The organism is Cloacibacterium normanense, assembly GCF_002943105.1.
Classification (GTDB): Bacteria; Bacteroidota; Bacteroidia; order Flavobacteriales; family Weeksellaceae; genus Cloacibacterium.
Genome location: NZ_PTPZ01000009.1, coordinates 97,536 through 118,582 on the forward strand (window position 1 = coordinate 97,536; position 21,047 = coordinate 118,582).

Below are 21,047 nucleotides of genomic sequence, written 5' to 3' on the forward strand. Positions count from 1 at the left end.
ATTTCCATCCATATTAAAACGAAATCGCCGTTTCAAAATTTTTGAAACGGCGATTTTAATTTTTTATAAAATATGTCTTATGATCTCTTTTTAAAGAAAGAATCTACAAATTCTTCACCATTAAATAATTGCAAATCCTCCATTTTTTCGCCTACACCAATGTATTTTACAGGAATCTGAAACTGGTCTGAAATTCCAATGACTACACCTCCTTTTGCCGTTCCATCTAGCTTCGTTACAGCAAGAGCTGTAACTTCTGTAGCTGCAGTAAATTGTTTTGCTTGTTCAAAAGCGTTTTGACCAGTAGAACCATCTAAAACCAATAAAACTTCGTGTGGCGCTTCTGGTAAAACCTTCTGCATAACACGTTTAATCTTAGAAAGCTCATTCATCAAGTTGATTTTATTGTGCAATCTTCCTGCAGTATCAATGATGACTACATCTGCGTTTTGTGCTACAGCACTTTGAACTGTATCAAAAGCCACTGAAGCAGGATCAGAACCCATATTTTGCTTTACAATAGGAACACCTACTCTTTCACTCCAAATCACCAATTGATCTACTGCTGCGGCTCTAAATGTGTCTGCAGCTCCCAAAACTACGTTTAAACCTTGAGATTTAAATTGATTAGCTAGTTTACCAATTGTAGTGGTTTTTCCTACTCCATTTACTCCAACCACCATAATCACGTATGGTTTTTTAGTTTCGTCTATATTTTTGGTTTGAGAATGTGGATTTTCTAAAAGCAAAGCAGAAATTTCTTCACGAAGAATTTTATCCAATTCAGACGTGTTTACATATTTATCTCTTTCTACTCGCGCTTCTATTCTTTCGATGATTTTTACAGTAGTATTTACACCTACATCCGAAGCAATGAGAACTTCTTCTAGCTCATCTAGAACCTCATCATCTACTTTAGATTTTCCGATTACAGCTCTAGAAATTTTATCAAAAAAACCTTGACTCGATTTTTCTAAACCTTTGTCTAGAGATTCTTTTTCCTCCTTTTTAAATATATTTTTAAACCAACTCATATATTAGATTTGAGATTTGAGATTTGAGATTTGAGATTTCTAAACCAAATCGTTAAAATTGTTTTTAAAATTTTAGATTCACAAAGATAACAAAAAAACTACCCAAAAAATTGAGTAGTTTTATATGTTTATACAAGATGTAGAATTATTTTTTCAAATAAGCTTCTACATCGTCTGCATTCATTACTTTTTCTTCGAAAACGTAAGCTCCAGTTTTAGGAGACTTTACCATTTTCACAACTTTGGTCATTTTTTTAGACTGACCTGATTGAAGCGTTGCAACAACTTTCTTTGCCATCTTTTAATATTTTTAAAGATTACTTGATTTCTTTGTGAACTGTATATTTCTTAAGAACCGGATTGTACTTTTTAAGCTCTAATCTTTCCGTAGTGTTCTTTTTATTTTTTGTGGTGATGTATCTAGACATTCCAGCCACACCTGTTTCTTTGTGCTCTGTGCACTCAAGAATTACTTGAACTCTATTTCCTTTCTTAGCCATTTCTTATTATTTTAAAAATCCGTTTCTTGTTGCTCTTTCAATCGCCTCCTCGATACCAATTTTATTGATAACTCTCAAACCATGAGCAGAAACTCTTAATGTTACGCTTCTTTCTTGCTCTGGAAGATAAAATGTCTTCTCTAATAAATTAATTTCAAAACGTCTTTTCGTTTTGTTATTTGCGTGAGAAACGTTGTTTCCTACCATTGCACGCTTACCTGTTATTTGGCAAATTCTTGACATATCTCGATGTTCTTTTTTACTACTATTTATTTTGAGTGTGCAAAATTATAGATATTTTTTTGAACTCACAAATTTTCAAACAAATAAATTTGTAATTTTTTCAAAAAAACTTAATCTAAATTTTGATAAATTATTTTTTAGAAGCTATTCTTTCTCCGAAGTGGTAAATAATTAAAAATCCGAGCACAAATATAGCAATTCTTGAGATTAAATCACCTATTTTTGTGTAAATAGATTTTTCTTCGAGCAAATTAGCCTTTACCAATAGCGCTGTTCTATCGTCATAAAAGGTGTCTTGTAGAATATCTCCTTTTGCATTAATATGCGCGGAAATTCCGCTATTGGCAGCACGTACAATCTCTCTTCTGGTCTCTATGGCTCTCAGTCTAGCATAAGAAAGCAATTGCTTGTGACCTTCTGTATTATCCCACCAAGAATCATTGGTCATAATCGCTAAAAGGTTTGCACCATTTTTGACATAATCGGTTACGTATTCTCCATAAATACTTTCATAACAGATAATAGGAGCCATTTTAGCTTTATTAAACCTATTGCTGAAAACTTTTCTTTCCTTATCAATTCCAAGAGATGAATTAGCTCCACCGAAATCCAGCATCGCATCTCCCAAAATAGGCTTTAGATATCTAATGTAAGGGAAAATTTCAACTCCTGGAACCAATTTCGCTTTGTGATAAACCTCCACTTCTTGATTTGGAATAATTTGCAATGCAGAATTATAAGAATTTACCCAAACTCCTTTTTGAATTTCTGTAGAATAATCCTCAGTATCCGCTTCGTCAAACAAAAATTTATGCGTGGAAGCTCCTGTTAAAAATATAGATTGCGGGTGTTTTCCCAAAAATTCTTTGGCAATTGCGATAGAAGTACTTTTATTAAAACCATTTTCGCTCAAACTTCCGTTCCCGGGAAATGCAGTTTCGGGCGCAATGAAAAAATCTACTTTTGTTTTAGAATTTTCTTCGGCTAAATTTAAAAGTTCTCCTAATATTTGTAAAGAATCTTTACTGTATTTTTCGGTATAAGGATCTAATTTTGGCTGAAGCAAAAGCGTAGTTACTTCTCTTACTGGTTTTTCTTGATAAGAATTGTATTTATAAATAGAAATCAGAAGAGGCAGAACTATAATCGCTGTTAAAATAGAAATATTCTTCACCAAATCTTTTCTTATTCTTCCTGCTTGCCAAATTCTCAATGTATAAAAAGCAAAAACATTAATCAGCAAAATCCAAAAACTACCGCCAGTTGCACCAATCGTGTCGTACCACTGAATCAATTGAGGATATTCTGAAAACGCATTTCCTAGATTAAGCCAAGGCCAAGTAAATTCCCAATTGAGATGAAATCTTTCGAAACTTAACCAAATTGCTACAAAAAATACTAGCCCAAAATAAGTTCCTCTTACTTTCTTATACCAATAATACAGTTGAAAAACCAAACTCATCAATAAAGAATTGACAATAACAGGAATTGCAACTGCCAAAAGAGAGTTATTTCCGTCCGGATTTTTAGCATGATACAGCCAACCTGTAGTTACTACATTCCATATAAAAAAAGCAAGGTAAGTTAACCCAAAAACAGTCCACCCTTTTTTATTGATTTTTGAAAATTTAGAAATTTCTTGCTCCATTAATAATAAGGGAACGAAAGCAAAAAATATAAAAAACGGAATTCCGTAAGTAGGCCAAGAAATAGATAATAATAGTGCTGATATTAAAGATAGAAAAATATATTTCATAAGTAAAACCTATTGGTGAAGGGCAAATTTAAGGTTTTTACATGGGGTAAAAAAGAGAAACATGACAAAAGTCATATTTTATAAATAACTGAAAATCAACGCTAAATAAAATATTTACAATCTTATTTAAAATTATTCTAAATAAATTTTGTGATTTAAACTTACATTTTTATTTTTGCAGAGTTATTTTTAATCATTCTAAATAAACTTAAATGAGAAATCAAATACTTCCCCTTTTATTAGTTGCAGCATCAATTACTGCAAATGCTCAACAAAAAAAAGATAGTTTATATACCAGAACCATAGAAGATGTAAAGCTTCACAAGACAGGAAATCCTAATAACGCTAGAGTTTCTACTATAAAATCTCAACTAGATGTAATGGAAACTCCACAAGCGATTGCCATCGTAACTCATGAAGTTATAGAACAGCAACAAGCACAACAACTTTCGGATGTAGTAAAAAATGTAAACGGTGTTTATATTACATCTGCGAGAGGTGCTTCTCAAGACAGTTTTGGAGCTAGAGGTTACACTTTTGGAAATGAAAATATCTACAAAAACGGAAGTAGAGTAAACTCTGGAATTTTCCCAGAAGTTTCTGGTCTAGAACGTGTAGAAGTTTTAAAAGGTAGTGCTGCAATTCTTTATGGAAACGTAGCTCCTGGTGGAATTGTAAACATGGTGACCAAAAAACCTCTTTTTAACTTTGGTGGAAATATCGCTTTAAACTACGGAAGCTGGAACAATGTAAAACCCACTATTGACATTTATGGCGGATTGACCAAAAATTCAGCTTTTAGAGTAAACGGAAGCTATGAAAATAAAGAAAGTTTCAGAGATATTGTACAATCAGAAAAGCATTATTTCAACCCAAGTTTCCTTTATAACATTTCAGATAGAACACAAATCATCATAGAAGCAGATTATCTTAAACATCACTTCACTCCAGATTTTGGTTTAGGCGGGTTAGTATTAAATACAACCACTAATGAATCAAAACTCAACACACTTCTTGGAATCAATAAATTTCCTGGTGCAACTTGGCAATATCAAACCAATGAAATGCTTACTTCTACGGTAACATTAAACCACGAAATTAATTCTAATTGGAATTTTAATACGGTTGCATTTTTCCAAGATTATACCAGGGATTTTTACGGAACTGAAAGAATTCAGTGGAATTTGCAAACCAATGGAGATTACGTTTGGAAGAGAACTTTAAACAAACAACTTCAAGAACAAAAGTACGGAAGCCTTCAGTTTAATTTAAATGGTCAATTCAAAACTGGAAAATTAAACCATAAACTTTTAGTTGGTGCAGATGCAGATTATTTACAAGCAGACACTTATGCTTATCAATTGCAAAAACAAGATGGTACTTTCGCAGATGCTGGAACAAATTTCGTCTATGGAACAAATGGAAACACCAGCAATGGAAATATTCTTTTATCAGACGAAAATACATGGAAATCTGGAGAAATGCTTAATTCAAGACAAAAAGACCTTAACAGAATTCCTACAAGAAGAGTTGGTATTTATGCTCAAGATTTAATTTCTATTACAGATAAATTTAAAGTTCTAGCAGGTTTAAGATGGTCGTATTTAGAAAACAAGAGCACCATTGTAGAAAACTATTTGAATAACACTAAAACATATAAAGCAAGTTCAGGAAATCCTAAAGAAAGCGCATTTTCGCCAAGAGTAGGATTAGTTTATCAGATTGATGACAGTTTCAGCACATTTGCAAGTTATAGCAACTCTTTCAATCCTAACTCTGGTAGAGATATTAACAATTTACCATTGCCTTCTTCATTGATTGACCAATATGAAATTGGTTTAAAGAAAAATTTATGGAAAAACACTTTAGCGTTTAACATTACTGCTTATCAAATTGAAAACAGCAATTTAGCACAAACAGCTGCTTTTGATAAAAATGGAAATATAAATGGTGATACGAACATAAAAGAAATGACGGGAGCTACCAGAAGCCGCGGTATAGAACTAGACGTTACAGGAAATCCTACCCCAAATCTTTCAATTAACGCTGGTTACGCATATAACAATATGATTTACACAGACACACCAGACTCTGAAGGAAGTTTCGTAGAAGGAGAAAGATTAGTAAGAACACCTGCAAATACTGCGAACGCTTCTATCTTCTACACCTTACCAAAATATGTAAAAGGATTAAAATTAGGATTCACCGCATTCTACACTGGAGAAAGATTAGCAGGTTGGAATAATCTAAAAGATTCTAACGGAAACCCAAAAACCAACAGAATGTATGAAATTGGAGATTTCACTACTGTAGATTTCACTATTGGATACCAATTTAAGAAATTCAATGTTCAAGGAAGATTAGGAAACATTTTCGATGTGGTAGATTACAATGTACATGAAAATTACTCTGTAAACCCTATTACTCCTAGAAACTTTTACTTAACATTTAATTATAAGTTTTAACCTATCATATCAAATTTAATCAAAAAGTGGAGAACTCGTTTTCCACTTTTACCTTTTAAACTAACTTAATATACTATACTTTGAGAACATGAAAAGCACGAGAACTACAATGAGACTTTTACACCGCTACATCGGTTATTTTATGGCAGGAATTATGGCCGTTTACGCGATTAGTGGGGTATTATTAATCTACAGAGACACAGATTTCCTTAAAAAAGAAAAGAAAATCGAAAAAAAATTAGAAGCCAATATTCCAACAGATAAATTGGGAAAAGAACTTAAAATAAAAGGTTTCGAAGTAAAGGAGCAAAAAGGAGATCTTATCATCTTCAAAGAAGGAACTTATAATGCGAAAACAGGAGAAGCGAAATATACTAAAAAAGAGCTTCCTTACGTTTTAAAGAAAATGACAGAACTGCATAAATCAGATTCTAAACATAAATTTTATTTATTGAATACGATTTTTGGAATTTCATTATTCTTTTTTGTGATTTCATCATTTTGGATGTTTAATCCAAAATCTCAGATTTTCAGAAAAGGAATGATTGCCACTGTAATAGGTTTAGTTTTGGCATTATTTTTGACACTAGCATAATTATAGAAAAAAACTATTTCAACAAATTTTATTGATTATTAAATAATAATTCGTAAATTTGCAAAATAATTAATCAGCAATTACAAATAGCTGATTTACAGGACATTGCAAATCGGCAAATTGTTAAAAAATCAACTTAACGTTCGTTAGGCAATTATTAAATAAATAGATATAATCTAAATAAATTAACATTTTTTCATTTGTGTTTTTAGGCGGGATAAAATATTTTATATTTTGTCTCGCCGTTTTTTTATTTTTGAACTATGAAAAATATAGAGGTTATCCAAGAGAAACTTTCCACTTGGTGGAATATTATCGTAAGCTTAGTTCCGAATATCGTTTTGTTAATCGTATTCGTTATTCTATTTTCTTTTTTAAGCAAATACCTCATCAGAATTATCACGAAAATTCTGTACCGCATTTTTCCTGAAAACGCTAACAAAAACACGCCTCTTCTTTTGTCCAAATTTGCCAAATATATTCTCTATGCTTTAGGAATTTACATTGCCTTAGAAATTATGCATCTAGGCAGTTTCATGGTGAAATTTATCGGTAGTTTAGGAATTGCCGGTGTAATTGCTGGAGTTGCATTAAAAGATGTAGTTTCTGGAATTTTCGCAGGAGCAGCTGTAAATTTTGAAAAAACTTTTCAAATTGGAGATTTAGTAACCATCAGTAATATCAAAGGAACGGTAGAAGACATCAGTATGCTCACTACCAAACTGAGAACAGAAAACGGCGAAACCGTCTATGTTCCCAATCAGTTAATTTTCAACACTCCTTTTATCAATCACAGTAAAAAATCTTAGCCCAATTTCTCGGCAATATCTTCCCATTCTTGCATGGTAGCAGCTAATTCGCCTTGCAAATCTTGATATTTTTTCAGTTCTGCATCAGAAGGATTAGACTTGGCGAAAATACTTTCTAGTTGAGCGATTTCTTTTTCGTAATCTGAAATTTTTTCTTCAATTTTTTTGAGTTTATTTTGAAGATTCTTCTGTTCTTTGCTTACGAAAGCATTAGCATTTTGCTGAGATTTCGCATCGTTAGTAGCGGCTTCTTTCTTTTCTTCTGCTTTTATTTCAGCTTCCTGACTTAATTTAGATTTTTCAGCAGAGATTTCTCTTAGAGATTCTTTTTGACGGTATTCTAGATATTCATTAATATTTCCTAAAAACTCCTTCATACTGCCATCTCTGAACTCGAAAATCTTATCACACAATCCTTGTAAAAATTCTCTGTCGTGAGAAATCACAATAATCGTTCCTTCAAATTTCTGTAAAGCCAACTTGATAATTTCCTTCGACTGAATATCTAAGTGGTTTGTAGGTTCGTCCATAATCAAAGTATTGAAAGGACGAAGCAATAATTTACAAAGCGCCAATCTGTTTCTTTCGCCTCCAGAAAGCACTTTTGTTTTTTTAGTTACATCTTCACCAGAGAAAAGGAAACTTCCCAGTAAATCACGAACTTTGGTTCTGGTTTCTTCTGTAGCAGCATCTTCTGCTTCTTGTAAAACTGTTTTTTCGGGACTTAGAACTTCTTCTTGGTTCTGTGCAAAATATCCTATGTTTACATTATGTCCAAGATTCCATTCACCTGAATAATCTTTGATTTCACCTGCTAAAATTTTAGCTAAAGTGGTTTTTCCTTGTCCGTTTTGTCCGAGAAGCGCAATTCTATCACCACGCTGGACAAAGAAATCTACATGATCAAAAACCTGATGATTCCCATATTTTTTACCTAAGTTTTGTGCCTCGAAAATCACTTTTCCTGGCACTACACTTTGTACAAAACGAATATTAAACTTAGAAACGTCTTCATTCTCTACTTCAATTCTCTCAATTTTTTCTAATTTTTTAATAAGAGATTGTGCGAAAGAAGCCTTAGAAGCAGAAGCACGGAAGCGATTGATATTATCTTCCATTTGCTTAATTTCTGTATCTTGGTTTTTCTTCGCTTGAATCAGTTTTTCTTTTCTGTCTTTTCTGAGTTCTAGATATTTGGTGTAATTGGCTTTATAATCGTCAACTTTTTTATTATTAATGTCAAAAGTTCTGTTACAAACCGAAGTCATGAACTGCTTATCGTGACTTACCAAAACAATAGCTCCATTATAATCTTTCAAAAAATTTTCTAGCCAGATGATAGATTCCATATCTAAGTGATTGGTAGGTTCATCCAGAAGCAAAAGGTCATTATTCTGAAGTAATAATTTAGCCAATTCTATTCTCATTCTCCAACCTCCAGAAAATTCATCGGTAAGTCTATGAAAATCTGCAGCTTTAAAACCAAGACCTAATAAAACTTTTTCTATATCTCCTTCCAGATTATACGCATCATGATGATGAAGATAATCATTAAGATCTGTCATTTTATGGATTAAATCATGATAAGCATCTGATTCATAATCAGTTCTAGTTGCTAATTGATGATTTACTTCTTCCAATTCTTTTTTCCAAGCATTAATTTGCTCGAAAGCTTGAAGTGTCTCATTCCAAACGGTTCTTCCTTTTACAAAATCTAAATCTTGTTTTAAGAAACCGATCGTAATATTTCCATCTGGAACGATGTTTCCTTCATAGAAGTTAATATCACCGGAAATCATTTTGAGAAGTGTAGATTTTCCTGCACCATTTTTCCCTACCAAACCTATCTTATCATCTTTTTTGATGGTAAAATTTACATCTCTAAAAAGATAATTTCCTGAATGATGAAGACCAAGACCTTGAACTGAAAGCATAATGAATTGTTATTTTTTGAGATTGCAAAAATAACGCTTTAAAAATAAAAAAACTGCACCTTATAAAAAGATACAGTTTTTTTTGGTTAAAAAGAGAAATATAAATGATGATTAAAAAATTTATTTACTATTTCCTCTTGCAACTAATGCAATTAGAATGATGAGAACTAGAGCGCCGATCACCCAAATTAATGGATTCTGCATCCAGTTTCCAGACATATCCGTACCTTTATTCATGTCTACGTCTACGTCTAATTGTGCTGCTTTTTCTTGTGCCCAAACTAATCCTCCGATTAGAGTAGCCATTACAGCCATTGCAAAAGTTTGCAATCTTCTAGCGATATTAGATCTTTCCATAATTTTATGTTTTTATGTTTATTTTGGTGTGTTTTTAAATTATAGTTCTACTGGGATATTCATATGAACTACAGAAGCCATATTTTTTCCTTTGTATTTAGCGGGAACAAATCCTTGGTTAAGGTCATAAATCGCTAAAATAGTTGCTAAGTTCAGAGATTCATTATTTCCTGAAGCTTTCACGTCTGAAATTTTACCGGTTTCTGTTACCAAGAAACTTACGTGTGTGTATTGAGTACCAGAACCTGTAACTGCGCTCTTATCAATTTTAGCATTTACAGCATTGATAAAATCTTGTTTGCTTTGTCCGAAACTTGGTCTTTCTGTTCCTGGTAAAAGTGGAACTTGTGAATACGGAGCTACATTTTCTTTAGCCTTAATAGCTTTGATTTTTGCTTGCATTTTAGAAGGCTCATCATCTGGAGCTTTTACTAAAAATGCTACATTATTTTCGTCTTGAGCGATATAAGCTCTGTGAAATTTTGAAATATTTACTCCCTGTGAAAACACAAGTGAGAATGCACCAATAGATAGTGCGGTTGCTAACTTTTTCATAATTTATTGTTTTTGGTGTTTTTGTGATGTGTGTGTGATTTATGCCTTTCTAGAAAGTGCATTATATGCGTAGAGTACGATAATGGCTCCTACTACAGACATGGCTAAGCTATAAAAGCTAAAAACATCATTTGTTACGTCTGCTCCGAAGAAAATTCTTCCTAAAAAGCCTCCTAATACGCTACCTACAATACCAATGATAATGGTAGTAATCCAACCAGCTGCGTCATTTCCTGGTTTTAAAAATCTTGCGATTGCTCCAGCGATTAAGCCGAAAATAATCCATGCGATAATATTGATCATAATTTTGTGATTTAGTGTTAATATTTATTTGGTGTGTGTGTGTATTTGTGTGTTTATCTAAGAGCATCTAGTTCTGTTTCTACTTCCTTAGTCACGCTCTTTGCAGAAGATAAAATCTGCTCTTTGTTTGCTTTTACTTTTTCTGAAATTTGGTTTGAAATAGTGTTGTATTTGCTTTTTGCCTTTTCAGAAAGTTGATTCATCGTTTCTTTGGTTTTAGATTGAGCATTTTTTGCTTGTGTTCTCAGTTTTGCTCTGGTGTCTTTTCCTTTTGCTGGTGCAAATAAAATTCCTGCTACTGCGCCTACTGCTGTTGCGCCTAATACTCCTAATGTTCTTTTTGCTGTGGTGTTCATAATTTTACTGTTTATTGTTAATATCGTCTTTTATAATCTCATAAATCATAATACAAAGCGCCAAGACAAATAATATGTTAATTAGTATACTTGTTTCGAAGAAGAAAAATCCAATTGCCCATATTATTATTAACAATGTAACCGTGAAATAGGTAAATTTATTCATAACTTAAATTCGTTTATATCATCTCTTTAATCTGCAAATTTTTAAAAATTACCTATTTTTCTCGTTACAACATTTTAATGCTTTGTTATATAATTGCTACTTCTCTGTTTCAATGAAGATTAAAATCTGTTGTTTCATTTTAACAATACAAAGATTTAAAATTTTGATTTACAATTTATTACATCATTTTAATTAAAATTTTTAGAATTTTAAGGTATTATAAAATTTCAATTTTTTAATCCTTTTTTAAAAAAGCAGAAGTAAAAATATTGTAGAATAAAATGAACAACTTTTCTGAAGAATTTTCTTCGCTTTCTACATGACAAAGATGTGACAATTGCCAAGCAATCTCATTACAAAAAATTGGGTTATTGTTATAGAATTTGCATAAAAAAACACGCTCAAAAAGCGTGTTTTAATATTTAATGATTTTTATTTAAACTTCTGGCAAATAGACGGTAAATGTAGCTCCTTCATTTGGTTTTCCTTCAGCGAAGATGAAGCCTTTATGATTGTCTACAATTTTTTTACAAATAGCTAAACCAATTCCGGTTCCTGCGATTTCGTCTTTATTGTGTAATCTGCTGAAAAGTTCGAATATTCTATCCGAATATTCTGGAGAAAAACCAATTCCGTTATCTGTAAAAGTAAACTTGTGGAAAATTCTCTTTGCAGAGAAAGTTACATTTCCTACTTTCTCAAAAGATGCTTTTTCGTAATCTATTTTGATTTCTGGAGCAACGTCTGGCTTAGAATATTTAATAGAATTCCCCAATAAATTGATAAACAACTGCTGAATCTGGAAAGGAATCACTTTCATTTTCGGAAGATGAGCGGTATGAATCACTGCTTTTTTCTCTTCTATAGGTTCTGCAATTTCGTGTTTTGCGTTTTCCAACAAATCATTAAGGTCTGCTTTTTCGAAAACTTGTTCAGATTTATTGGTTCTGGAAAATTGCAGTAAATCTTTGATGAGCAATCTCATTCTTCCAGCCGCAACTTTTATTCTATCGAAGTACTGTTGACCAGTTTCCGTAAGATTTTGATAATCTTTGGCTTCCAACCTAGAGATGAAAGTTTCAATTTTTCTTAACGGCTCTTGCAAATCGTGACTCGCTACATAGTTGAATGCCTGTAATTCTTTGTTAGACGCTTCTAGTTCTCTGTTTTTTTGATTGGTTTCTATATTTTTATTGACTTCTTCGGTAATATCTTGCGTAATCATTAGATAATAAAACCCTTCATGTGAATCTTCAATCGGCTTATTAGAAACTCTAATGTATCTTATTTCGCCAGTATCTTTTTTTACAATTCTATGCTCGTAAGGTTTTGCGTTTTTATCTTTATTCTGTAATTTCTGAAGATTTTCTAGAACATACTCTAAATCTTCTGGATATACATACGGAATAAAATTATCTACTTTAGGATCAAAATTTTCTTTTTCTACTCCAAAAAGTCTGAAAATATTATCCGAAAACTCAAACTCAGTTTTGTCTACATTCCATTTCCAGAAACCATATTTCCCGATAATTTCTGCTTCTTTACTACTTTCATTGTAATATTTAAGCTCTTCGAAAGCTTTTTGAAGAGTATGACTTCTTTTAACTTCTTCTGAAATATTAACTACAACTCCTGCCAAAAATTTATTTCCATTAGAATCATAAGTAGGTGTTCCTACTCCTTTTACATGAAGAATTTCTCCAGAAGGTCTTAAAATTCTATAAGTAAATGCTGGAAGATTTTCTTCTTCTTCCATTTTTGCCATTACACTTTTAAAATATTCTAAATCTTCTGGATGTACATAGTTATAATAGTTATCTAGGTTAGACTCAAAAGATTTTGGTTCCGCTCCTAATAATTTATATAAATTGTCTGAAAAGTACCAACTATCTTCTTTGATATTCCAACTCCAATTGCCATAACCGCCAATTTCTTCACCAAATTTCAAAGCTTTATTCGAGAGTAACATTTCGTTATTGATTTTTTCGAGTTCTTTATTTCTCTCTAAAATGGTGTTCTGTGCTTTGAAAATTTCGGTAACATCTAGAGAAATAATGAGCACATATTCTTCATAACTGTCATCTTTTATATGTTTATTGTTAATCGACAGATATTTTATTTCTTGGTTATCTGCTCTAATAATTCTGATGATATATGGATTAAAAGATCTTTTTTCTGCCATTTCATCTAATGTAGCATCTACCATTGCTTTATCATCTGGATGTACTTGGTTAAATAAATCAGAAAACTCTGGTTTATCTTTAGGATTTAGACCAAATAAGCGGTAAATATTATCAGAAAATATAAATCTATTATCTTTTACAAACCATTGCGCAGTACCATAATTCCCCGCTATTTCTGCTTCTTTATTGGTTTCATTAGCTAAGAAAAGGGTTCTGTTTTTCTTTTCTAGTTCTCTATTTTTTTCTGAAATATTTTTTTGATTTTCTATCTCTTCTGTTACATCGCTGGTAATTCCTAATAAGATTTTTTCGTTTCTAAGATTTTTTATCATTTTACCAGAAGCACGCAGATATCTTACCTCACCATCGTTTCTAATGATTCTGTAAGTGAATGGTGATAAGGTTTCATGATTAATCATATCAGAGACAATTCCTTGTACGTAATACAAGTCTTCAGGATGAATTCTATTCATAAATCCTTCATAATTATCTTCTAAAGAATTAGGCTCATAACCTAAAAGACGATATTCATTTTCGGAAAAAGTATATTTTTTGGTATCTACATTAAGTTGCCATGTTCCGTAATTACCGATTTGTTCGGCAAGATTAGCGGTTTCATTTGCAAGAATTAGCTTTTCATTATTGATGGTCGCTTCCTTTAAATCTCTATTGATTTTAATAATGGCAAGAATTAAAAGAACAATTGTAACAAAGAAGGTCAATAAATTCACGAGTGGCGTATATTTATTGACTTGATCACTTTTTAAAGACCTCGTTTCTAGAAGATCAGTCTCAGATTGTCTTAGATTTCTAATAATGGCAGAAATTTCATCCATCACCGCTTTTCCTCTGTAGATATTATCTGTAACTTTCTGGTTATCATTTAAATCAAAGTTAGGATCTAAAACTTCGTTTACTACTTTCAGTTTTTTTTCTATTAAGGATTCTAATTTTTTAGTCGTTTGAAAATGGTAAGGATTATCCGAAGTTATTTCTCTGAGTTGTTCTAGATTTTGTTTAATTTCTACTTTATCAAACTCAATTTGACGGAGTAATTTTTTGTCATGAGTCAATAAATAGTTTCTTCTGTCTATTTCTACATTTTTAATTTTAGTAAAAACATGCTCTATTTTTATCAGAACACGATAGGTGTGTTCTACAATTTCATTAGAATCATGCAATGCTCTAATATGTTTGTAAGAAACCGAAGAAATAAAAAGTATAATTGCTATGGTAATCGCAAAAATAATTTTAAGAAAAAGAGGTCTGTTCGTAAATTTCATATAAAATTACATTCTCAGTAAAAAATTATCTTTATTAAGACCAGAAGTATGGTATTGCCAATTAATAGCCACTACATCTGATAAAACTTTTTTAAGGGTATCAAAATCATTTGGCTTTTTGATGTAAATATTCGCGCCACTTACGAAAGTTTCTTCTATATGCTCTTCTGAAGATGAGGTAGAATAAATAGCAATGGCAATATCATCAAATTTTTTATTGGACTTTATTTCGTGGAGACATTCTATCCCATTTTTTTTCGGCATATTCAAGTCTAAAAATAGAACCTGTGGTAGAACCGCATCGTCTGAATTAAGATAATTCATAAGTTCTACTCCATCATTGTAAGTGTGAACTTTGGTATTGATTTTCAGTTCAGAAAAAGCATCGGTGAAGAATAGTCTGTCATCTTCGTCGTCATCTGCCAAGATGATGTGAATGTAATCTGTTTGCATAGTTTTCTTATTTAGATTTATTTTTTGTTTGCAATTTCTCTTCTTTTGGTAATAATTCTCTGGAACTGAGATGGTGTAATTCCTGTAATATTTTTGAACTGTGTGCTTAAATGCGCTACACTGCTGTAATTTAATCGATAAGCGACTTCGGTTAAGGTAAGATTATCTTTAATAATTAAATTTTTGGCATGTTCTATTTTCTGCATCATAATGTAGTTCTCTATAGAACTAAACGTAACTTCTGAAAATAAATTGGACAGATAACCGTAACTGTGATTAAGTTTATCGGTAAGATAAACAGAAGCTTTTACATTAATAGGCTCTTCAGAATGAACCATTTCTAAGATGGCTTCTTTAATTTTTTCAATTAAAACGGTCTTTTGATTTTCGATAATGGTAATGCCGTACTCTTCTAATTCTGCACGGAATTCTTTCATCTTTTCGGCAGGAATTTTTTCTAAAAATTCTACTTCACCAAAAGCGACTACTCTATATTTAGCACCTAATTGGTCTAATTTTTCTTCTAATACTTTTTTACAAACTGCGTTATAGTCGAATTTTGTAAATATTTTCATTGTGTTATTATTTAGTTTATAAAGTTAGTAAAAAAAGTAAGCTTTCATTGTTTTTGTCTAAAATCTTAAAAAACTCTCACAAATAACAAAATAATCCGTACTTGTGAGAGTTAACTAAATAATAAACTATATGAAGAGAAAACTACTTTTTTAACTGTTAGTTTTTGTGGATGAAATTACTCACCTAAAGGAATGTTATAAGAAACACCTAAACCTAGAGAAGCTGCATTAAAATCTTGTCCTGGTAAGTCTCCTTTAGAACCGGTGAATACTTTGGTATATTGTAACGCTACATTCCAATGTCTGTTATGCCATCCTAATTCTGGTTTTAGATAAAAACCACCATCAGGTCTTGCAACAGGAGCATTAGCTGCTACGTTTTCATCACCTGTGATAAATGCATATCCTAAATCTGTTCCGAAATAAAATCCTGTTTGTTTAGGATAAACTCTTATTAAACCTGCTACTGGAACTACTCCGAAATCATTATTTTCGATTCCATCATTATCTTTTCCGAAGAAGTGATTATAACCTGTAGCAATCCCTAATCCAAATCCTGGAGTTACTAAATGTTGATAAGCAACATCTAAACCTAAATTTGCAGAAGCATTGGTAGATGGAGCAGCTATCCCTACATTTCCTCCAATTTTTAGCATGTTTGTCATTTCTGCACTTTGTGCACTTAATAAACCTGCTGATAAAATTCCTATTCCTAAAATAGCTCTTTTTACGTTTTTCATAATTTTAAATTTTTTGTGTTAAGTTTTATATTGTTTTTATGTTGTTGCAAAGTTGCAGAGAACTGAAATTTTTTGTTTTATATGATTTTCTGAAACTGTTACAGAATTTTATTTTTATTCACTTACGATAGATTTTAAAAAATAAGTTGTAATAATAGAAGTTACAATTCCGCTGAAGAGAAGTGTTCCATCAAATAAATCAGTAAATAGATTTTTATCTAAAACATAAGCGCTTATTGCACTAGCAAGAAATGCCACTAAAAAAGAGAATAAGATAACTTTTACAATATTCAGTTTTGTTCTACTTTCATGGAAGGTTTCTATAGAATATCCAATAAAAATAGCTGCGAGTACTAATAATAAAATGTTCATGACTTTCTAATTTTTTAAATTACGTTAACTAAATAATTATTGTTTACATCTTTTCTTATTTTTAAAGAAAAGCCCTTTTGTAATTCATCATAAATCATAGAGCAATGATCTACGAGATTTTCGAATTCCTCATCAAAAGCTTCAGACGCGAAAACCAAAAGTTTCATATTGCTTTCGTCTAATTCTAATCTTCTGTTCTGGTAAGACAATTCAGAAATACCAAAACTTCTATGAAGCTTTATAAAATAATCTTCTATGTGTTTTAAATTATTCATAGTTTCGTTTTTTGGTGTTAGATAATTTTATGTAGGATTTTCTTAGATTCTATAATTAATGCCATGATAATAAAATCTGCAGTTAAATATTGAGCAGATAATTGCACGTATTCATTTTGTAAAATAGTGTGTACTATCTTGTATCCAAAAGTGGTAGTGTTTTGTATTATCGTTGTCATTTTCTTAATCTTTGATGTTTACATTGCAAAGATTCAACAATAACATTAACAGTGTATTATAGAATTTTTTTGGAATTTTATAGAATTTTTAGAAACAAAAAAACCTCCTGAAAAATCAGAAGGTTTCTTTATAAGTGTAGACTCACAGGGATTCGAACCCCGACAGACGGTACCAAAAACCGTAGTGCTACCGTTACACCATGAGTCTATACCGTTTTTGGTGGTGCAAATTTAATACAAATTTTTCTAATTGCAATAGCTAAAACAAAAAAAATTACAAAAAATCTCTATTTACTTGAATTTCAAACTGTTTTTTTTCATCACTTTCTCTCATAGTTTATTTGTAAAAACACTACTCTAGTCTTCTTCATCAAATTTTGTATCTTTGGAAGGTAAAAAAACAATCCTATGAATCATAAACCAATTGAAGGCTTTTCTAAACTTTCGAAACAACACAAAATTGATTGGTTAATAAACGAATATTTACAAGGAAACCAAGAATACCAACAGATTCTTCAGCAATATTGGAACGATAATCCAGACTTACAAAAACTCCACGAAGAATTCTCAGAAAATACCATTACCAATTTTTACATGCCTTACGGAATTGCGCCCAATTTCCTCATTGATGGAAAATTGATGGCTTTACCAATGGCTGTAGAAGAAAGTTCTGTAGTTGCGGCAGCGTCTAAATCTGCAAAATTCTGGTTAGAAAGAGGCGGTTTCAAAACCACGATTATTAACACCGAGAAATTAGGACACACACACTTTATCTTCAAAGTAGAAGCGCATAAATTATTGCATTTTTTCAATTTTACTTTAAAGAAAAAACTCTTTGAAGCTACAGAAGACATCACCGCAAACATGAGAAAGCGTGGTGGCGGAATTTTAGATATTAAACTCATAGATAAAACTTCGGAATTAGCAAATTATTATCAACTGAAAGCTAGTTTCAATACTGTAGATTCTATGGGTGCTAATTTCATCAATTCTTGTCTGGAACAGTTCGGGAAAACGTTAAAAGAAGAAGTAGCTCAATCTGATGCTTTCTCAGAAGACGAGAAAAACTCGCTTCAGATTGTGATGAATATTCTGTCTAACTTCACTCCAGATTGTATCGTAAGAGCAGAAGTTTCTTGTAAAATAGATGATTTAAAAGATGACAGTGGAATTTCTAATGAAGAATTCGCTTGGAAATTTAAACAAGCCGTTACCATTGCAGAAATAGAACCTTACAGAGCAACTACACACAATAAAGGTGTGATGAACGGTATAGATGCTGTAGTGATTGCAACAGGTAATGATTTCCGTGCTACCGAAGCTTGTGCGCATGCTTACGCAAGCAAAGATGGCAAATACAAATCTCTTACGCATTGTACTACAGACAACGGAATTTTCAGATTTTGGATAGATTTACCGATTTCTGTTGGTGTAGTAGGTGGTTTAACCAATCTTCATCCTTTAGTGAAATTTTCTTTAGCATTACTTGGAAAACCATCTGCTCAAGAATTAATGAGTATTTTGGCGGTTTCTGGTTTGGCACAAAATTTTGCTGCACTTCGTTCATTGGTGACTACAGGAATCCAAAAAGGACACATGAAAATGCATTTATTCAATATTTTAAATCAATTTGGCGCTACAGAAGAAGAAAAACAATATTTTGTCAACTATTTTAAAGACAAAACCGTAAGTCACCACGAAGTAATTTCAGAATTAAATAAACTTAGAAATAAATAATGAAAACCATTACCTTAATCATCGGCGCAGTGTACGGATTAACTTCTGTAATTTTAGGAGCATTCGGTGCGCATGCTTTAAAGAAAGTTCTTTCTGTAGAAAGATTGACGAGTTTTGAAACCGGTGTAAAATACCAAATGTATCATGCTTTACTCCTTCTCATTATAGGATTTTTCTTAAAATTTGAAACAGGAATAGAAAAAACTACCGCTTGGTTCATTACTTTGGGAACTTTTCTGTTCTCGGTAAGCATTTATTTTTTGAGTTTTCAAGACGTTTTAAAGACGAATCTTAAATTTTTAGGACCTATCACTCCAATTGGTGGTTTGTTTATGATTTTAGGTTGGGCTTTATTAATCTACGTTTTCGCCAAGACTAAGTTTTAAATTAACTAATCATTAAAAATTAGGCAAAAAACTTGATGGGTTTTCCTTTCTACTTGCCTCTTTTTTTATATTTTTGTGAAAACTAACTTTTAAATAAAAATTTTAGAAATATTATGAATCTTCACGAGTATCAATCAAAAGAGATTTTAGCTTCTTACGGCGTTAGAATCCAACGTGGTTTTGTAGCAAACAACGTAGAGGAAGCTGTAGAAGCAGCTGATAAATTAAAAGAATTAACCGGAAGCGAAGGTTGGGTAGTAAAAGCTCAAGTTCACGCTGGTGGTAGAGGTAAAGGTGGCGGTGTAAAATTTTCACCAAATTATGACAAACTAAAAGAAAATGCTCAGAACATCATTGGGATGAGATTAGTTACCCCTCAAACTTCAGCAGAAGGCAAATTGGTAAACTCTGTTTTGGTTGCAGAAGATGTATATTATCCTGGAGAAACCGAAACTAAAGAATTCTATGTTTCTATTCTTTTAGATAGAGCTTTAGGTAAAAATACTGTGGTTTATTCTACAGAAGGTGGTATGGATATCGAACACGTAGCAGAAGTTACGCCTCACCTTATTCACAAAGAAGTAATAGACCCTACTTTAGGATTACAAGGTTTCCAAGCTAGAAAAATCGCTTTCAACTTAGGTTTATCAGGTGAATCTTTCAAAGAATTTGTAAAATTCATTGATGCACTTTACAAAGCTTATGTAGGAATTGACGCTTCTTTATTTGAAATCAACCCAGTTCTTAAAACTTCAGACAATAAAATTGTAGCTGTAGATGCTAAAGTAACTTTAGATGACAACTCACTTTTCCGTCACAAAGATTTAGCTGCATTAAGAGATACTAGAGAAGAAGATCCTATGGATGTAGAAGCTGGCGAAGCTGGTCTTAATTTCGTTAAATTAGACGGTAACGTAGCTTGTATGGTAAACGGTGCTGGTCTTGCAATGGCTACGATGGATATCATCAAACTTTCTGGTGGTAATCCTGCAAACTTCTTAGATGTAGGTGGTACTGCAGATGCTCAGAGAGTACAAACTGCTTTCGGAATTATCCTAAGAGATCCAAATGTAAAAGCAATTTTGATTAATATCTTCGGAGGAATTGTACGTTGCGACAGAGTTGCACAAGGTGTAGTAGACGCTTACAAAGCTATGGGAAGCCTTCCTGTTCCTTTAATTGTACGTCTTCAAGGTACAAACGCTGTTGAAGCAAAACAATTGATTGACGATGCTGGTTTACCAATTCACTCAGCAATTACTTTAGAAGAAGCTGCAAACAAAGTATCAGAAGTTTTAGCATAATAAAACAAACTTACTTCAAATAATCAAATCCGTTCTATTTTAGGACGGATTTTTTATTTTTATGGCAATCCCTCATTCCGAAGCAAATCCCAAGGCTTATTCGGTCGGGCTATCCGTTGCAATCTTTTTTTGCCAACGCTATACCGAGCAAAAAAAGGATTTCCACTACTATCCCTATTGCAATTCATTTGGATATCTGCAGGAATAGAAGTTGCAAATAATTCTCCTATTACCGATAAGTTTAATTTGGGAGTAATTCAAGTATAATATATTTAATCATAAAATAAATTATAAAGTAAAAAGCCTCTGTCCTTTATTAGAACAGAGGCTTTTTAATGCTATTTCTTCTTCAAATATAAATTGATGTTTATAATTATATATGCAAGTCAATTTTCATGAGTATTTTTCTCATTTAAAGTATTATGCTTTCAAAATGATAGTTTGATAGGATAGGATAGAATAGTTATAAAACAAAAAATCCTCATCA

General features: G+C 31.9%; 24 protein-coding genes and 1 tRNA gene. 6 read left to right on the forward strand and 19 right to left on the reverse strand.

Annotated features, from left to right (window positions below):
* Positions 1-77 precede the first annotated feature (77 nt).
* From ftsY to lnt, 5 genes are all read right to left on the reverse strand, one after another.
* Positions 78-1,034 carry a signal recognition particle-docking protein FtsY gene (ftsY, locus tag C3729_RS12310; protein WP_104794423.1) on the reverse strand — a complete coding sequence of 319 codons (957 nt, stop codon included), beginning with the start codon at positions 1,032-1,034 and terminating at the stop codon, positions 78-80.
* 145 nt (positions 1,035-1,179) lie between these two features.
* Complete coding sequence (locus C3729_RS12315) at positions 1,180-1,332, reverse strand: DUF4295 domain-containing protein (protein WP_069797240.1); 153 nt, start codon at positions 1,330-1,332, stop codon at positions 1,180-1,182.
* Between the two features lie 19 nt (positions 1,333-1,351).
* Complete coding sequence (gene rpmG / locus C3729_RS12320) at positions 1,352-1,534, reverse strand: 50S ribosomal protein L33 (RefSeq protein WP_039341297.1); 183 nt, start codon at positions 1,532-1,534, stop codon at positions 1,352-1,354.
* A 6-nt stretch (positions 1,535-1,540) separates the two neighbouring features.
* Positions 1,541-1,777 (reverse strand): 50S ribosomal protein L28, encoded by a 237-nt coding sequence (gene rpmB, locus C3729_RS12325; RefSeq protein ID WP_104794424.1) that lies wholly within the window; start codon positions 1,775-1,777, stop codon positions 1,541-1,543.
* A 130-nt stretch (positions 1,778-1,907) separates the two neighbouring features.
* Complete coding sequence (gene lnt, locus C3729_RS12330; protein ID WP_104794425.1) at positions 1,908-3,533, reverse strand: apolipoprotein N-acyltransferase; 1,626 nt, start codon at positions 3,531-3,533, stop codon at positions 1,908-1,910.
* A gap of 212 nt (positions 3,534-3,745) precedes the next feature.
* Between lnt and C3729_RS12335 the strand changes: the two genes are divergently transcribed.
* The 3 genes from C3729_RS12335 to C3729_RS12345 all read left to right on the forward strand — a co-directional run bounded on the left by C3729_RS12335 (position 3,746) and on the right by C3729_RS12345 (position 7,402).
* Positions 3,746-5,998, forward strand: coding sequence for a TonB-dependent siderophore receptor (locus C3729_RS12335; RefSeq protein ID WP_104794426.1), 2,253 nt, complete (start codon positions 3,746-3,748; stop codon positions 5,996-5,998).
* Between the two features lie 88 nt (positions 5,999-6,086).
* The gene (locus C3729_RS12340) at positions 6,087-6,593 is read left to right on the forward strand and encodes a hypothetical protein (RefSeq protein ID WP_104794427.1); all 507 of its coding nucleotides are present in this window, start codon (positions 6,087-6,089) and stop codon (positions 6,591-6,593) included.
* 263 nt (positions 6,594-6,856) lie between these two features.
* Positions 6,857-7,402 (forward strand): mechanosensitive ion channel family protein, encoded by a 546-nt coding sequence (locus C3729_RS12345; RefSeq protein ID WP_104794428.1) that lies wholly within the window; start codon positions 6,857-6,859, stop codon positions 7,400-7,402.
* On the opposite strand, the gene C3729_RS12350 is transcribed toward C3729_RS12345, so the two are convergent.
* The 14 genes from C3729_RS12350 to C3729_RS12410 form a co-directional block, all read right to left on the reverse strand.
* On the reverse strand, positions 7,399-9,336 hold the full coding sequence (locus tag C3729_RS12350; RefSeq protein WP_104794429.1) for an ABC-F family ATP-binding cassette domain-containing protein: 1,938 nt from the start codon (positions 9,334-9,336) through the stop codon (positions 7,399-7,401). The genes C3729_RS12345 and C3729_RS12350 overlap by 4 nt on opposite strands.
* Before the next feature lie 120 nt (positions 9,337-9,456).
* Positions 9,457-9,693, reverse strand: coding sequence for a hypothetical protein (locus C3729_RS12355; protein ID WP_104794430.1), 237 nt, complete (start codon positions 9,691-9,693; stop codon positions 9,457-9,459).
* A gap of 39 nt (positions 9,694-9,732) precedes the next feature.
* Complete coding sequence (locus C3729_RS12360) at positions 9,733-10,248, reverse strand: hypothetical protein (protein WP_104794431.1); 516 nt, start codon at positions 10,246-10,248, stop codon at positions 9,733-9,735.
* A 39-nt stretch (positions 10,249-10,287) separates the two neighbouring features.
* Complete coding sequence (locus tag C3729_RS12365; RefSeq protein WP_246501373.1) at positions 10,288-10,551, reverse strand: GlsB/YeaQ/YmgE family stress response membrane protein; 264 nt, start codon at positions 10,549-10,551, stop codon at positions 10,288-10,290.
* A gap of 53 nt (positions 10,552-10,604) precedes the next feature.
* On the reverse strand, positions 10,605-10,907 hold the full coding sequence (locus tag C3729_RS12370; protein WP_104794432.1) for a YtxH domain-containing protein: 303 nt from the start codon (positions 10,905-10,907) through the stop codon (positions 10,605-10,607).
* A 4-nt stretch (positions 10,908-10,911) separates the two neighbouring features.
* The gene (locus C3729_RS13470) at positions 10,912-11,073 is read right to left on the reverse strand and encodes a lmo0937 family membrane protein (RefSeq protein WP_104794433.1); all 162 of its coding nucleotides are present in this window, start codon (positions 11,071-11,073) and stop codon (positions 10,912-10,914) included.
* 436 nt (positions 11,074-11,509) lie between these two features.
* A complete protein-coding gene (locus C3729_RS12380) occupies positions 11,510-14,539 on the reverse strand; it encodes a PAS domain-containing protein (RefSeq protein ID WP_104794434.1) in 3,030 nt (1,009 codons plus the stop codon).
* A gap of 6 nt (positions 14,540-14,545) precedes the next feature.
* A complete protein-coding gene (locus C3729_RS12385) occupies positions 14,546-14,992 on the reverse strand; it encodes a response regulator (protein ID WP_104794435.1) in 447 nt (148 codons plus the stop codon).
* A 17-nt stretch (positions 14,993-15,009) separates the two neighbouring features.
* Complete coding sequence (locus C3729_RS12390) at positions 15,010-15,567, reverse strand: helix-turn-helix domain-containing protein (RefSeq protein WP_069797252.1); 558 nt, start codon at positions 15,565-15,567, stop codon at positions 15,010-15,012.
* A 176-nt stretch (positions 15,568-15,743) separates the two neighbouring features.
* Entirely contained in the window at positions 15,744-16,307 is a 564-nt protein-coding gene (locus C3729_RS12395) for a hypothetical protein (RefSeq protein ID WP_069797253.1), read from the reverse strand.
* 114 nt (positions 16,308-16,421) lie between these two features.
* A complete protein-coding gene (locus C3729_RS12400; protein ID WP_104794436.1) occupies positions 16,422-16,679 on the reverse strand; it encodes a hypothetical protein in 258 nt (85 codons plus the stop codon).
* Positions 16,680-16,693: 14 nt separating this feature from the next.
* The gene (locus tag C3729_RS12405) at positions 16,694-16,954 is read right to left on the reverse strand and encodes a hypothetical protein (protein ID WP_104794437.1); all 261 of its coding nucleotides are present in this window, start codon (positions 16,952-16,954) and stop codon (positions 16,694-16,696) included.
* A gap of 17 nt (positions 16,955-16,971) precedes the next feature.
* Entirely contained in the window at positions 16,972-17,133 is a 162-nt protein-coding gene (locus tag C3729_RS13250; protein ID WP_165785775.1) for a hypothetical protein, read from the reverse strand.
* A 137-nt stretch (positions 17,134-17,270) separates the two neighbouring features.
* A tRNA-Gln gene (locus C3729_RS12410) sits at positions 17,271-17,341 on the reverse strand.
* Positions 17,342-17,541: 200 nt separating this feature from the next.
* Between C3729_RS12410 and C3729_RS12415 the strand changes: the two genes are divergently transcribed.
* The 3 genes from C3729_RS12415 to sucC all read left to right on the forward strand — a co-directional run bounded on the left by C3729_RS12415 (position 17,542) and on the right by sucC (position 20,560).
* On the forward strand, positions 17,542-18,870 hold the full coding sequence (locus C3729_RS12415; protein WP_104794438.1) for a hydroxymethylglutaryl-CoA reductase, degradative: 1,329 nt from the start codon (positions 17,542-17,544) through the stop codon (positions 18,868-18,870).
* Complete coding sequence (locus C3729_RS12420; protein ID WP_104794439.1) at positions 18,870-19,256, forward strand: DUF423 domain-containing protein; 387 nt, start codon at positions 18,870-18,872, stop codon at positions 19,254-19,256. Before C3729_RS12415 ends, C3729_RS12420 begins: the two co-directional genes overlap by 1 nt.
* 113 nt (positions 19,257-19,369) lie before the next feature.
* Positions 19,370-20,560: an ADP-forming succinate--CoA ligase subunit beta gene (gene sucC / locus C3729_RS12425; protein ID WP_104794440.1), complete on the forward strand. Its 1,191-nt coding sequence runs from the start codon at positions 19,370-19,372 to the stop codon at positions 20,558-20,560.
* The last annotated feature ends 487 nt before the right edge of the window (positions 20,561-21,047 follow it).